This window comes from Bradyrhizobium sp. 604_D8_N2_3 (assembly GCF_051810765.1).
GTDB classification, from domain to species: Bacteria; Pseudomonadota; Alphaproteobacteria; order Rhizobiales; family Xanthobacteraceae; genus Bradyrhizobium; species Bradyrhizobium barranii.
The window spans coordinates 5,063,928-5,077,771 of record NZ_JBPWPM010000001.1; the positions used below are offsets into that span (position 1 = coordinate 5,063,928).

Here is a 13,844-nt window from a genome sequence, read left to right on the forward strand (position 1 = left end):
GCGCGATGGTATCGACGTATTTCAGTTACAGCTACATCACGCGCAATCTCAAGCAGTCCCTGGCGCGGGTCGAACAGCAAACGGATGTCGCGCGCGAGGAGGCTTACTACAAAGCCAACATCGGCAAGGTGAAGACCGTCGATGATTTCATGAAGGACTATCGCCTGTATCATTATGCGATGAAGGCATATGGCCTGGAAGACATGGCCTACGCCAAGGCTTTCATGAAGAAGGTGCTGGAGAGCGACCTCTCCGACCCAAAGAGCTTCGTCAACAAGTTGGTGGACAAACGCTACCAGGAGTTTGCCGCGGCATTCTCCTTCAATGGCGGTGCGACGCCGGTTGCGCAATCGGAGAACCAAATCGATGAGATGATCGATCTGTACACGGCGACCAAGAAGAGCCAGGTCGATGCACTTGCCGACGACTCGAAATACTACAGCGCCGAAATCGGCAACATCAGCAGTGCAGACCAACTCCTGAACAACGACCGTCTTCGCAACTATGTCTATTCGGCATATGGGATCGATGAAAGCAAGTGGCCGCGTGACACGATAAGTCAGGTCTTGCGCAGCGATCCATCCGATCCCAACAGCTACGTCAACACCACCTTCGCTTCTCAGTTGACCGGCCTCAACGCCCAGCTTGCTCAAGCCAAATCGGATGCCAGCGCCGCTGATTTAAAGATAACCGCTTACAAGGCCCAACTATCGCAGCCGGGCGCCGACGTGAACCAGTTGAACATCCAGATCCTGGTCGAAAAAAGTCACCTGGAGTCATATACGAAAAGCATTTCCAGCCTCGGCGACCAGATATCGACGATTGGCGGGTTTGTAGACTTGGCCGGCGCGTTCGAGTTTTCGTCCGACGGGTCGCTTCCGTCAGGTGTATCCGCCCAGACTGCTGCAAATGTCGCGATCACGAAAACGCGGTTCGACGACAGCAAGGCCGCCGTCTATTCGGCAGCAAGCCCGATATACGAAGCTTTGGCGGTCAAGCAATTCAGAACGGACCTCAGCAAGATCAATTCAGTCCAGGCGTTCGTATCGACACCTGGCGTGTATGATTTTGCGCTGGGCGCCGTCGGCCTCGATCCCGGAATGGTCTCGAAGGCGACGATCAAGGCAGTCCTCGAAAGCGACGTCAACGACCCCAAGAGCTACGTCTATACCCTCAAGGACAATCGGTACGTAGAGCTCGCACGCGCCTTCAACTTCGACGCAAAAGGCAATCTGACGACCCCCTTGGTGGCTCAAGACTCGGCTCAGGTCCTCCAGATCGCGAGGGAATACGTCATTGCCGCGCTGAAACAGGCAAGCCCTCAGCAGGAGAAGGCAATTCGGGCACTAGCCACGAAAGATGCGACGGCTTATCAAGAGGCAATCGCAGGCATCGACAGCGTTTCCGAGCTTCTCGCAAACAGGCCGATGGTCGATTTCATTCTCTTGGCCAAGGGTTTGGACCCTAAGAAGGTCAGCACCGAATTTCTCAAGAAGATCTTCAGCTCCGACCTGAACAACCCAAAGAGCTTCGCGAACACGCAGAGCGATCCTCGCTTTGCCGAAATCGTTGCGTCGTTCAACTTCGACAGCAAGGGCAACGTCGCGCGCCTCCCGATGATGGGTCCTCAGAAGAGAGATCAATTCCGGGAAACACAGGCGAACTATCTCCAGCAAAGCCTGGAGCAGCAACAGGGGGATACGAATCCCGGCGTACGCCTTGCGCTCTATTTCCAGCGAAAGGCGGGAGAAATCACGTCCGCATACGACATCCTTGCCGACAAGGCTCTTTCAGAGGTGTTCAGAACCACCTTCGATTTGCCTGACTCGATGGCCTCGATGCAGATCGATCAGCAAGCCAAGGTCGTGGACAAATTCATGAAGATCAAGGATCTTTCCGATCCGGCGAAGGTTGAAAAACTGTTGAGCCGGTTCTCCGCCATGTATGACGTCAGAAACGGCGAGAGCATCGGCCAGGGTCAATCTCCCTTGCTCAACCTCTTTCAAGGATCGAGCTCAGGCATATCAGGGATAAGTGAATCCACGTTCTTGGCCATCGCCAAGCTGCGTGCTCACTGATGATCGCTCGCCGGTACTAGTACCTCGTCACAGAGATTATGACTCTTTGGAAGTGGCGGGGTAGGCGCCAGCCATTTTGGCGCGAGCCTTGTCTGTTGTGAACATCCATTTGATGCGGGAGCGGGCGGCATTTCGTTGTCGTTCCCAGGCGGTGATTTCGCGGCGCAGTCGCTTAGGGTCGTCGATCCTGCGATCCAGGCACTGGCCCCGCAGGACGCCGATTTCGATCTCGACCATGTTGAGCCAGCTTGCGTGTTTTGGGGTATAGTGGAACTCGAGCCGTCGCAAAATCCGCCTGGCTTCGGCGGGCGGGAACGCCTGATAGAGGGCGCCGGCGGAGTGGGTCGATAAATTGTCCTGGACGACCCGGATGATCTCGGCGTCGGGATAATGGATGTCGACGAGATCACGCATGCATTGGGCGTAATCCCTTGCCGCTCGCCGCTCGGTGACCTTGACCTTGCGCCAGGGACGATGCACGTCGAGGAGAACGAAGAGATTGACCGTGCCATTGCGACGATACTCATAATCGTAACGTTCGAGCCTGCCGGGCTTGGCCGGGATGGGCTGACGCGTTTCGCCGATGAGTTGCACCGGGCTTTCGTCGAAGCACACCACTGGCCGCCTGGAGTCGGGTGCCTCGGCATAGAGGTCGAGCACATCCTCCATGCGGGCGACGTATTCGCCGTCGACCTGCGGAATGCACCACATGTCTTTGCGCCAGGGCTTGAGGGCATTCTCGGCCAGGCGCCGCCGAACCGTCTCGTGCGACAGGCTCTTGTGTTCGGTGAGCTTGACCATCGCACCCGCCAGCAGCTTTAGCGTCCAGCGGGCACGGCCCCTTGGCGGACTGGCGCAGGCTGTCGCCACCAGCAAGGCTTCTTCCTTGCCCGTGAGTTTGCGCTCCGCCCCGGGACGCGGCTCTTCGCTCAGCGCCCGCTCCAGATTGCCTTCCACGAAGCGTCGCTTGGTCCGGTACACGGTCGAGCCGCTCACGCCGACGCTCCTTGCGATCTCCTCGTCGCTGGTCTCGGCATCGGCGGCCAGCAAAATCTGCGCTCGCTTGAGCTTGCGGGACGCATGCTTGCCGCCGCTGAGCAGCGCCCTCAGTTCGGTGCGCTCGATTTGGCTGAGTTCGACCCGATAGCGTACATTCATGGCGTGCCTCCTCGTTCGAGGCACGCACGAACAACTGAATCGGATGGCCGGCGTGAGTCCTTCGACAAAACCCTTCACGCCCACGCAGGGGCAGTATCTGGCTTTTATCCACCTCTATACCCGGCTGCATCGCAGGCCCCCGGCCGAAACCGACATGCAGGAATATTTCCGCGTCAGCCCGCCTACGGTTCACCAGATGGTCCTGACACTGGAACGCGCCCGCCTCATCAGACGGCAGCCAAGGACGCCTCGCAGCATCGAGGTCCTCGTTGATCCGAAACTCCTGCCGGAGCTAATCTGACCGCCGGACCCAACCTGTCAAAATCACTGTGCAGAGCCACTAGCCCAACACCTCGAGCACCAGCTCCATGGTCATCAGCACGGGATTATCCCCACGGATCAGACGGCCCTCCGCAATGCCGCCAGTGTAGTCGATCAGGGCAATGTCGAGCGCCGCCTCCGGTGCGCCCGAACTGCCCTGTACGATCGTCCCCGCTGTCACGGCGAGCTCGGTCGCGAACGGCTCGGTCACCCCGCCATGGGTGAAGCGCGCGCCGATGGTCGAGCCGACGCCGCCGTGAATCTTCGCGCGTGCGATGCCATGCGCGCGGCAGAACGCTTCGAGGCAGCCGGCAAAATCCTGGTTGGGCCGCAGCCGCAGCGCGAAGGCGCGGCTTGTCGTACGCGCGCCGGTGCTCATACCGGGCACCGGTCCGAACAGCTTGAAATTGGTCTCGGGATCGGGCTCCGCGGTGAACATCGCGCCGTCGATGCCGAACGCCTCGACCTCGAACGGCTCGGCGACAACAGTCTCGTCCGGCAGCATGTGCCCGCCGCTTGCCTTGCCGTCCGCCTCCGTCCAGAGCCCGTGGCAATGAAAGAACGAGGCGCCATCGCGCATACCGAGCGTCATGCAGCCGAGTTTCGTCCGCGTCACGGCGCTGGGGCGAAAAGTGTCGCTGTAGAACGCTGCGTTCTCACCTGTCTTCGACAGCGCCGGCATCACGTATGCGAATGGTCCGAGCGCAGCGCTGCCAAAATTCAGCACGCCACTGGCAAACCCCTCCGCCGCAAAACCACGCCGCGCGGCTTCGAGCAGCGGCAGACCCGCTTCGAGCCTGAACGAGAACGCGCGCCCCCTCGCCTCGACCCATTGGATGCGTTCGGCGACAGGCGCGCCCGGCTGCTTGATACTTCGCATCGCGTATGCTCAGCCCGCCTGCTTGTTGTCGAGATCGAGCAGCCCGCGCGCCTCGAGCTCATCGCGCACCATGCGCTTCGGGATCTTGCCATAGCCGGACTTCGGCAAGGCTTCCCAGAAGAAGAACCGCTTCGGCATCTTGTATCGCGGCACCTTCGGCAGGAGGAACGCCGCCATCTCGGCTTCGCTCACCGGCTTCTCGCCTTCGCGCGCGACGCAGACGGCGACGCCGACCTCGCCCCAGGTCGCGTCGGGCACGCCGAGCACGGCGACCTCGCCGACCGCGGGATGCGTCAAGATCTTCTCCTCGATCTCGCGCGGATAGATATTGGAGCCACCGGAGATGTACATGTCGGAGGCCCGTCCCGTGATGTAGACGAACCCCTCCTCGTCCATGTGGCCGAGGTCGCCGGTGCGGAACCAGCCGTCGCGAAACGCCTTCGCATTGGCCTCGGGGTTGTCGTAGTAGCCGGCGAGCACGGCAGGCCCGATCACGCAGATCTCGCCACTCTGGTTGACGGCCAGCTCGCGGCCCTCGTCGTCCTGGATCGAGACCTGCATGGCCGTGCGCTCGAAGCCGCAGGTGCCGATCTTCGCATAGGGCCCGTCCTCGGGATCATGCAGCGCCGCCGGTAGCACAGTGATGTTGCCGGTGACCTCGCCGAGGCCAAAATACTGCACGATGACCTTGCCGAGCTTCTTCAGCGCGGCCTTCTGGTCCTCGCGGTACATCGGCGCGCCGGCATAGATCACATGACGCAGCGAGGAATGATCGTATTTGTCGGCGGCGGGATGCTCGACCATCATCTTGAGGATTGTCGGCACCGTGAAGAGGTTGCTGACCCGATGCGCCTCGATCAGGCGGAACGCCTCGTCGATGTCGAATTTCTCCGTCGGCAGCAGCACGGTGCACACGCCGCGGGCGGTCTGCACCAGCTGATGCACGCCGGCGCCATGCGACAGCGGCGCCACCACCAGCGACGCATCCGCTTCCGTGACGCCGGGGGTGAGATCGGCGAGATGGTTGGTGACGACGAAGCCCATCTGGCCGTGGGTCAGCACCGCGGCCTTGGAGCGGCCGGTGGTGCCGGAGGTGAAGAAGAACCAGCAGGGATCGTCGTGCTCGACGGCGACGTTCGCAACGCTTGCACCGGCCTGCGAGGCGATGGCTTCCGCCACCGAGCGCTCGCCGAACGAGCCCTTGCCGGCGACGCTCCAGGTGAACTCCAGCGCACCGCCCTTCACGGCTGCAGCGTGCTCGGGAAAATCGACGTGGCACAGGAACGCCTTCGCGCCGGAGGCCTGCGCGAGATAGGTGACCTCATCCGGCATCAGGCGGAAATTGGTGGGCACCCAGACTGCACCGAGCCGGAACGCGGCGAACATCGAGAAGAACATCTCATCGCCGTTCTTGGAATGGACGAGGATGCGGTCGCCCTTGGCGATGCCGCGCGCGGCGAGTGCGGCGGCCAGCGCCGAGACCTGCGCATCGATCTCGCGCCAGGTCCAGGATTTGTCACCCCAGACGAAGCCGGGGCGCGCGCCATGCCGCCGCGCATTCTGGGTCAGCATGTGAGCGAGATTCATGACGCGGCGGGACATGCGCAGGGGCTGCATCGGGCTTCCTCTTCGACGGCGGGCGGCGCACGAGCCGCCCGCTCCTTGCAGCCCATTTATCGCCATCGAATGCGGCGTAGCAAGGCCGCCGGTCGCGCATCTGCCCTACGGCTGCCTGAACGCAAACGGCGTCGCCGTGATGGCCTTCTCCTTCCAGCAGGCCTGCGCACCGAAACCGCCGCAATAGCTGCCGTGCAGATCGAATCGAATGGTGCGCGCCGCGCCACGCTTCATCGGCGGCGGCACAATCTTGTAGCTGCGGACATAGCCGTCGAACACGGGGCGCACGCTGCCATCGGGCAGAGTCACCAGGACGTTCATGACGCAGCCGCCGGTTCCGCAATAGGTGGTCTCGCGCTCCCCGCATTTGGTGTCGCGGAAATCGACGATGTAGTCCTCACGGCCGTCGCCGGTCAGATCGATCTTGCGCACGGTGTCCGGCGCGAAGGTCACCAGGCCACCATCCTGGCTGTCGCATTCCTCATTGGCGTAGCGCAACGCCTGCTGCACGCCGGGCGGATAATCGGAGGGATTGAACGGCTTTGCATCGTCGGCGCGCGCAGCGGTGGCGAGCAGTGTGAGCAGGAGGATCAGATATCGCATTCGCGTTTGTCGCCGGCGCAGCCGCGACCGTTCAGGGAATTTTAAACATGATCGGCGCAACCTCAGCCAGTTCTCGCGTACAGAGTGCCGCATCATGGTCAAAGCGCCCGCCTTCCTCCTGTTGTCGCTGGCGCTCGCCGGATGTGCCGTGGCGCCTCAGGCGCACCTCTCCGCCGACCCCGCCTTCAAGCCTGCGCGCTATGCCTGGGATGGCGCCGGCGAGGATCCCAACCAGCCACGTTCCGGGGCTCCGCGTGCCACGCGCGCCGACGCCGGCTCCGAGCGCAACAGGTCGCAAGCCGGACTTCAGCCCTATTCGAAGGAATGGTGGCAGGCCCAGGACGGCATCGAGGCCGAGCAGGACGCCAAGGTCACCCGCTCCCTCGTCATCTGCCAGGGTTGCCTCCGCCCGCAGCCGCAATCTGAAGATTCCAGGCTCGCCAAAGCGACCGATTGAACCGAGCGGCCGCGCCACCGGTCTACAGAGATACGCGCTGACGCCGGCCGCTCCGGCCATGCGGTCGCACGTCATTATCTCAGGGACATTTCATGCTCACCCGTCGGACCTTCGTCGCCGCCTCTCTGCTTGCCACCGCCTCCCCGGCATTCGCCGTGATGCCTACCTCCAGCGATCCCGTCGCGATCCTGACCGCCATCTACACGCGCGTAGCCAAGGGCAAAGGCGATAGTGGCGGCGCCTTCGTCATCGAGAACAAGGCGGCCAAAACAAAATATCTCTCGAGGGCGCTGGTCGCGCTGTGGGCCAAGGCGGATGCGCATACGCCGAAGGGCGACGTTGGTCCAGTCGATTTCGATCCTGTCACCAACTCGCAGGAACCGGACGTGAAATCCTTCAAAGTTGACGCAGAGAAGATGGAGGCCGACAAGGCGACGATCGCGGTGACCATCACCGGCCACCGCAACGACCGCAAACCCGCCGACCAGATCGTGCGTTATGACTTCGTGCGCGAGGCCAACAGCTGGCGGATCGACGACATCAAGGGCTCGTCCGACGGCGAGGCCTGGTCGATCCGCAAGATGCTGGCGGACTCGTTGAAGACCTGACGGGAGACACCATGAGCGACGTCATCGATAACAAGGCCGATCATCGCTTCGAGCTGGCGGTGGAGGGCCATCTCGCGACCGAGCACTACAAGCTCGACGGCAACGTCATCACCTTCGAGCATACCGATGTGCCGAAGGAGCTCGGTGGCAAGGGCGTCGGCTCGAAGCTGGTGCAAGGCGCGCTCGACCAGGTCCGCGCGGCCGGCTTGAAACTGATCCCGCAATGCCCGTTCGTGAAGGCGTGGATCGAGAAACATCCGGAGTATGCGGATTTGGTGAAGAGTTAAGCGAGCGCAGGCCCGCCGAGCGCACGGCAGGCCTGCTCAAATCTACCGCCTATTGCCCATGCTTCAGCATATCCTGATCACTCAGATCCCAGTCCTGCCACAGCTGGAGCACGCCGAGGATCACCGCTACCGCTCCCAGACTCGTATGGTAGATCCGGAGAAAACCTTCGCCGGAATAACCGAACACATAGGGCGAGACGATAAGCCACAGCCCGACCAGGATCGTCGCCACCTCCTGCCAGCGCTGCAACGCGACATATTCGAGCTGGCTCAGGCCAAATACGACGAGGCCGATTGCGACCGTGTTCAGGATCATCGTCTGGCGTTCGACGATCGGCGAGTGATCCTGGATGGGGAACCACGGCGATGCGACAATCAGCGCGCCGAGCAGCATCCCGCACCAATCTTCCCATGTTCGATGAGTCTTGATGAAACTAAAGTCCGACATCGTACCCTCCTCCAAAAGAGGCATACGTCAGCGGCTGGCGATCATGACACTCCGAATGTCTAGCGACCGTGCCGGCCGCATTCGGGCGTATGTCCTGAAGAAACACGTGGGGAACCGGGAGCACGATTGCAAGACTGACCAGTGTTTTTGCAAGCGAAACAGCGAGCCAATTATGGCTCACGCGTCAGCGCCCCGAGCTTCTGCAGTGCATCACGGGCGGACGGCAGGCTTGGACGCAATTCCAGCGCCTTCCGGAAATCGGCAATCGCGCCCTGCCTATCGCCGAGGCGCAGCCTGGCCTGGCCGCGGTTGTTCCAGGAGAACACGTCGGAGGGATCGTATTGCAGCGCCTTGTCGTAGTCGGCGAGGCCGCCCTTGTTGTCGCCCCGATAGAGCCGGATCATGCCGCGATTGCGCCAGCCGCGTGCGTCGGTCGGCGCGACGCGGATCGCCTCGCCGTAGTCGGCGGCGGCCCGATCGAACTGCTCGCTGTCGCGGTAGACGTTGCCGCGGTCGATATAGGCAATCAGATCCGGTGCAAGCTTGATCCGCATGCTGTAGTCGGCAAGCGCATGCGCCGTGTCGTGCTTGCGGGCGTGGACGAAGCCGCGGTTGGCGTAGGCGGTGACATAGTTGGGATCGCGCTTGATCGCCGCGTCGAAATCGGCAATGGCGCCGTCGAGGTCGCCCTTGTTGAAACGGGCTTCCCCGCGATTGCTGTAGGCCAGCGCCAGCGACGGATCGAGCTTGATGGCCTGGTCGTATTCGGCGATGGCGCGATCGTAATCGCGCTTGAAGCTGTAGACGCGGCCGCGATTGTTGTAGGCGCAGGCATAGCCGGGATCGAGCCGGACTGCCTCGTCGAGATCGGACAGCGCGGCGTCGAGTTCGCGTTTCTCGGTGAGCCCATGGCCGCGATTGCAATAGGCGCCGGCGAGTCTCTGCCCGCTCTCGCTCCTGGTATCGATCACGGTCGAGCAGGCTTTGATCCGCTCGTCCGGCGTGCTGGTCAGCCCGACGCAGGCCTCCCAGGCCGGGGCGCCTTCGGCCGCAGCCGACACCGGCGCGGTCGAGACGAGCGCCGCAAGCAGCGCCAGGAGGCTGAGCGGGACACGCATTTTCCGGATATCTCCCCTGCGGCAACCTCCCTTGGTCGCACCTTGGCAAGGGCCGGTTCAGGCGCCTAAATCAGAGAACACGCAGCGCTTCGAAGGGATCTGGCATGGCGGTACGGGACAACAAGGACAGGAGTCGCTTCGAGCTCGATGCGGGCAACGAAATCGCCTTCGCCAATTACCGGCTGACGCCGTCGGCCGTGATCATCACCCATACCGAGACGCCGCGCGCGCTACGCGGCCGCGGCATTGCGTCCGAGCTGATCAAGGGTGCGCTGGACTTGATCCGCCGCGACGGCAAGAAGGTGATCGCCGGCTGTGGCTTCGTCGTCGACTATCTCGACAGGCATCCGGAGGAAGCAGACCTCGTCGCCTGAATGCAAAAGGGGCCCGCGAGATCGCGGGCCCCCCTGGCTTACGACCGAGCAATCGGTCAGTGCTTGATCTCCGGCGGCAGCTTGCCGCCATTGGCGGCCAGCTTGGACATCACCTGCTTGTGCAGCCAGACGTTCATGCTCGCCGAGTCGTTCATGTCACCGCTGTAGCCGAGCTCCTTGGCGAGGTCCTTACGCGCGGCAAGGCTGGAGTCGATGTCGAGCGCCTTCATGAGGTCGACGATCGAGGTGCGCCATTCCAGCTTCTCCTTCTGGGCAGCGACCAGCTTGTCGACGATGGCCGCAACGTCCACGGTTGCCATCGGCGCGGCAGCAGGCGCCGATCCGCCCGGCGCGGCGCTGGCGGGTGCGCTACCCGAGGGTGCGCCACCTGCGGGCGCGGCGGAAGCCGGATGGCTGCCGAAGATCGCGCCCATGATTTTCCCGAAAATGCTCATGTCTTCTCCCCGAATAGGATCCGTTGGAAGGGCCTTGAGTGGCACTTATAAACGAAGTTACGGCGTTACGCCCGCGAAGTTCTGCGAACCGACAACCAGCATCAGCTTATCTGCGGCGAAATGACGACCGAATGACATCGTTGAGGTTGCGGTGCGGCATCGAATCTCAACCAAGCGTGTGGGACAGGACTCGGAAATGGGCGTACGCTCCACTTTCAGTTCGCGATGACGTCCGGAATTCGCGTCTGGCCGGAATCGCGAAACTCAGAAAAGCGGCCGCTTGCGCCGTTGCCGGCGCCGAATTCGGCTGCATGGCAAGGGAGCTAGCGACCATGGCCACACTCTACCCGGGCAATGTCCCCACTGTGGCCCAGCCCGCGGATGCGGCTGGACCGGTGATCCGAACCATCCAACTGTCCGATCTGCACGACGCGCTCAGGCGCGGCTGGGAAGATTTCAAGGCGGTGCCGAGCCACGCCATCATCCTCTGCGTGATCTATCCGGTGCTGGGCCTCGTGCTCGCCCGCGCGGTGATGGGCTATTCGGTGCTGCCGCTGTTGTTCCCACTGGCCGCAGGCTTCGCGCTGATCGGCCCGTTCGCCGCGCTCGGTCTCTATGAGCTCTCCAGCCGGCGCGAACGTTATGAGGAGGCCAGCGCCTGGAATGCCATGGAGGTGCTGCGCTCGCCTTCGTTCGGCGCCATGCTCGGTCTCGGCACGCTGCTGCTCGCTCTGTTCGTGACCTGGGTTGCGACCGCTCAGGCGATCTATGTCGCGGCGTTCGGCTATGAGGGCGCGACCGGGATCTCTGATTTCATGACGCGCGTGCTGACGACCCAGCAAGGCTGGTGGCTGATCCTGGTCGGCTGCGGCACCGGCTTCCTGTTTGCGCTTGCCGCGCTCTGCATCAGCGCCGTGTCGTTCCCCTTGATGCTCGACCGCCATGCCGGCGCGTTCGAGGCGATGGTGACGTCGCTACGCGTCGTCGCCAAGAATCCGGTGCCGATGGCGGCTTGGGGCCTGATCGTGGCGGTGCTGCTGGCGCTCGGTACGATTCCGGCGTTCCTTGGCCTTGCCGTGGTGATCCCCCTGCTCGGCCACGCCACCTGGCACCTCTACCGCAAGGTGATCGTCTCGGAGCCCGGTGCACGTCCGGTGCCGCCCCCACCGCATCGCCCGCGCAAGCCGGCCGCCGACTTCCCCGCCAACCTCTTCCCCTGGCGCAATCGGACGGACGCCTGACGATATCGTGACATGCTATCCTGCCCGGGCTCGGCTCGGGCAGGATTACGTGCTTGTCATACGCCTTGCTTTGGCCGCGGTTACAATCGAAATTGCGCCCGCCGGTCAGATCACTTCACGGAATCCATTTCATCTGATGACCCCGACGATTTCTCGTCTCGCTCTCGCAGCCCTCGCCCTCTCCGCGTCAATCCTAACCGCCCAGCCAGCCCTCGCCGCTGTTGCCTGCGGCTCGGGCAATTTCGACGCCTGGCTCGCGGACTTCAAAGCCGACGCCGCGGCCAAGGGCGTCTCGCAGCAGGCCGTTGCCGCCGGGCTTGCCGGCGTGACGCTCGATCAGAGCGTGCTCAACCGGGACCGCTCGCAAAAAGTCTTCACCCAGACCTTCGAGGAGTTCTCCGGCCGCATGGTGCCGCCGCGCATGCAGCGCGGCTCCAACATGATGAAGCAATACGGCTCGGTGCTGTCCCGCATCGAACAGACCTATGGCGTGCCCGGCGAGGTGCTGGTCGCGATCTGGGGTCTCGAGACCGATTTCGGCGTCAACACCGGCAAGTTCGCCACCATTCGCTCGCTGGCAACGCTGGCCTATGATTGCCGTCGCTCCGAACAGTTTCGTGCCGAGCTGCTGGATGCGCTGCGTATCGTCCAGCGCGGCGACCTCGCCCCCGCCGACATGAAGGGCGCATGGGCCGGCGAGCTCGGTCAGACCCAGTTCATGCCGTCGTCCTGGATGAAATACGCCGTCGATTTCGACGGCAATGGCAAGCGCGACCTCTTGCACAACGCGCCCGACGTGCTCGCCTCCACCGCGAATTATCTCGCGGGCTACGGCTGGCAGCGCGGCAAGGATTGGCAGCCGGGCAGTCCGAATTTTGCGGTATTGCAGCAGTGGAACAAGAGCGAAGTCTACTCCAAGACCGTCGCCTATTTCGCGACCCAGCTCGCACGCGCCCCTTAAATAGCGCCCGACAGGACGCGTAGGGCCGATCGCCCGGCGATCGGCCCTCTCTTGGTGCGTTTACTTACCCATGGTGGCGTTCATCGCCTTGTTCAGGTGCGCGCCGCACACACCCATTTTGCCGTTGAGCAGCGCGTCCTGCGCAGCTGCGATCTCCTTCTGCGCCACGAACTTGCTGTCGCCGTCGGCCATGTTCTCGATCGCGGTCTCCGTCTTCTCCAGGTTGGCCGAGCTGCAGCCGCCCATGGCGTGCTTGGCGGCCTGGGCCGGCGCGACAGCGAACGCGACGGCGGCAATTGCGATAACCCCGAGTAACTTCGTCATGATGTTACTTTCCTTCTCTTGTTCTTGGGACAGAACCAGCGACATTGCCAGAATCTGCGACATGACTTTCCTCCGGGCGCGGCAACTTGCCGCAATAAATTTCTCGCGAGAATTGCGTGATGTTGCGCGCGGCGCAGAGGCGCCATGCGAAATTTCTGATTTTCATTACACCCTTGTAATGAACGCCACACGTTCGGCGTGTGTGCACCGCACCAAGGAGGCGGCTGCGGTCTGAAACGAGTCAGGATGAGTTTCGGCAGGCTCCTTGCCCGCTTGTCTGGTGGTCCGCCAGCCCAGAGCGAGTCGGATCGTGTGGACCCGGTCGCATGGTATCTTTCATAAAAATGAATTTATATTCATCTCTATAGTTCCACTATCATGCGATTTGCGCATGCGAGACTTGGGCGCAGGCGCTGACTGACCGCCTTGAGAACAGTTGGAACCCTACCTATTTCCATTTCACCGGTAACGAGAGTGGTTTCAGTAAACCCGTGAATTCACGGTGATTTATGGCAAAGCACTTCCTATTTCGCCTACCCTTTGGGCGAGAGTGCTCCCGGGTTAATCGTCCGTTACTACCGCTATGCACCTCGCGCTTAGCTGCATCGCAACATCGGAACTTTCGCACTGCACCACTCTCACCTATATTCATTTCAACGATGAGGCCCGGGCAAGGGCTGAATCGAACTACAGGAGACTACCAATGCTGCTCTCGCTCATCCGCATGATCCAGGCTTTCCGGGACTATCAGCGCAATGTTGCCGAGCTGTCCCAGCTCAGCGATCGCGAACTGGCCGACATCGGCCTCGATCGCTCGGACATCCCGCGCGTTGCCGCCGGTCAGTATCAGGGCTGATTTCGTTCAGCCCTTCACCGGACGAACCGATAGCGCCCGCCTCGTGCGGGCGTTGTCG

The 13,844-nt window shown here is 62.3% G+C and carries 16 protein-coding genes; 8 read left to right on the forward strand and 8 right to left on the reverse strand.

The features are described from left to right. The first annotated feature begins 5 nt into the window (after nt 1-5). Nucleotides 6-2,078 carry a DUF1217 domain-containing protein gene (locus AB7245_RS24105; RefSeq protein WP_085404678.1) on the forward strand — a complete coding sequence of 691 codons (2,073 nt, stop codon included), beginning with the start codon at nt 6-8 and terminating at the stop codon, nt 2,076-2,078. Between the two features lie 36 nt (nt 2,079-2,114). Here AB7245_RS24105 and AB7245_RS24110 read toward each other — a convergent pair whose 3' ends face one another. The 4 genes from AB7245_RS24110 to AB7245_RS24125 all read right to left on the reverse strand — a co-directional run bounded on the left by AB7245_RS24110 (nt 2,115) and on the right by AB7245_RS24125 (nt 6,657). Continuing rightward, a complete protein-coding gene (locus AB7245_RS24110; protein WP_063981152.1) occupies nt 2,115-3,236 on the reverse strand; it encodes an IS630 family transposase in 1,122 nt (373 codons plus the stop codon). Nucleotides 3,237-3,576: 340 nt separating this feature from the next. Further along, complete coding sequence (locus tag AB7245_RS24115) at nt 3,577-4,437, reverse strand: PCC domain-containing protein (protein WP_085404677.1); 861 nt, start codon at nt 4,435-4,437, stop codon at nt 3,577-3,579. Between the two features lie 9 nt (nt 4,438-4,446). After that, entirely contained in the window at nt 4,447-6,054 is a 1,608-nt protein-coding gene (locus AB7245_RS24120) for an acyl-CoA synthetase (RefSeq protein WP_085404676.1), read from the reverse strand. Between the two features lie 105 nt (nt 6,055-6,159). Then, nucleotides 6,160-6,657 (reverse strand): hypothetical protein, encoded by a 498-nt coding sequence (locus AB7245_RS24125; protein WP_354115200.1) that lies wholly within the window; start codon nt 6,655-6,657, stop codon nt 6,160-6,162. A 94-nt stretch (nt 6,658-6,751) separates the two neighbouring features. On the opposite strand from AB7245_RS24125, the gene AB7245_RS24130 reads away from it, so the two are divergent. The 3 genes from AB7245_RS24130 to AB7245_RS24140 all read left to right on the forward strand — a co-directional run bounded on the left by AB7245_RS24130 (nt 6,752) and on the right by AB7245_RS24140 (nt 8,009). Beyond that, nucleotides 6,752-7,114 carry a hypothetical protein gene (locus AB7245_RS24130; protein ID WP_014495092.1) on the forward strand — a complete coding sequence of 121 codons (363 nt, stop codon included), beginning with the start codon at nt 6,752-6,754 and terminating at the stop codon, nt 7,112-7,114. 92 nt (nt 7,115-7,206) lie between these two features. Next, nucleotides 7,207-7,722: a DUF3828 domain-containing protein gene (locus AB7245_RS24135; RefSeq protein ID WP_085404674.1), complete on the forward strand. Its 516-nt coding sequence runs from the start codon at nt 7,207-7,209 to the stop codon at nt 7,720-7,722. Between the two features lie 11 nt (nt 7,723-7,733). Then, nucleotides 7,734-8,009 (forward strand): GNAT family N-acetyltransferase, encoded by a 276-nt coding sequence (locus AB7245_RS24140; protein WP_085404673.1) that lies wholly within the window; start codon nt 7,734-7,736, stop codon nt 8,007-8,009. A gap of 49 nt (nt 8,010-8,058) precedes the next feature. Here the strand turns inward: AB7245_RS24140 and AB7245_RS24145 are convergent, their stop codons facing one another. Further along, nucleotides 8,059-8,457 (reverse strand): SPW repeat protein, encoded by a 399-nt coding sequence (locus AB7245_RS24145; RefSeq protein ID WP_063986354.1) that lies wholly within the window; start codon nt 8,455-8,457, stop codon nt 8,059-8,061. A gap of 170 nt (nt 8,458-8,627) precedes the next feature. Then, entirely contained in the window at nt 8,628-9,575 is a 948-nt protein-coding gene (locus AB7245_RS24150) for a tetratricopeptide repeat protein (protein WP_085404672.1), read from the reverse strand. Nucleotides 9,576-9,679: 104 nt separating this feature from the next. Between AB7245_RS24150 and AB7245_RS24155 the strand changes: the two genes are divergently transcribed. After that, complete coding sequence (locus AB7245_RS24155) at nt 9,680-9,949, forward strand: GNAT family N-acetyltransferase (protein WP_028152356.1); 270 nt, start codon at nt 9,680-9,682, stop codon at nt 9,947-9,949. 56 nt (nt 9,950-10,005) lie between these two features. Here the strand turns inward: AB7245_RS24155 and AB7245_RS24160 are convergent, their stop codons facing one another. Then, entirely contained in the window at nt 10,006-10,404 is a 399-nt protein-coding gene (locus AB7245_RS24160) for a DUF3597 domain-containing protein (RefSeq protein WP_028156132.1), read from the reverse strand. 332 nt (nt 10,405-10,736) lie between these two features. Between AB7245_RS24160 and AB7245_RS24165 the strand changes: the two genes are divergently transcribed. Together AB7245_RS24165 and AB7245_RS24170 are read left to right on the forward strand one after the other, a co-directional pair. After that, nucleotides 10,737-11,645, forward strand: a complete 909-nt coding sequence (locus tag AB7245_RS24165; RefSeq protein WP_063983141.1) for a DUF2189 domain-containing protein — start codon at nt 10,737-10,739, stop codon at nt 11,643-11,645. A 136-nt stretch (nt 11,646-11,781) separates the two neighbouring features. Then, complete coding sequence (locus tag AB7245_RS24170) at nt 11,782-12,606, forward strand: lytic murein transglycosylase (protein ID WP_085404671.1); 825 nt, start codon at nt 11,782-11,784, stop codon at nt 12,604-12,606. Nucleotides 12,607-12,666: 60 nt separating this feature from the next. Here the strand turns inward: AB7245_RS24170 and AB7245_RS24175 are convergent, their stop codons facing one another. Beyond that, nucleotides 12,667-12,993: a hypothetical protein gene (locus AB7245_RS24175; protein WP_028152352.1), complete on the reverse strand. Its 327-nt coding sequence runs from the start codon at nt 12,991-12,993 to the stop codon at nt 12,667-12,669. Between the two features lie 640 nt (nt 12,994-13,633). On the opposite strand from AB7245_RS24175, the gene AB7245_RS24180 reads away from it, so the two are divergent. Continuing rightward, complete coding sequence (locus tag AB7245_RS24180; RefSeq protein WP_007590701.1) at nt 13,634-13,786, forward strand: DUF1127 domain-containing protein; 153 nt, start codon at nt 13,634-13,636, stop codon at nt 13,784-13,786. Nucleotides 13,787-13,844: the final 58 nt, after the last annotated feature.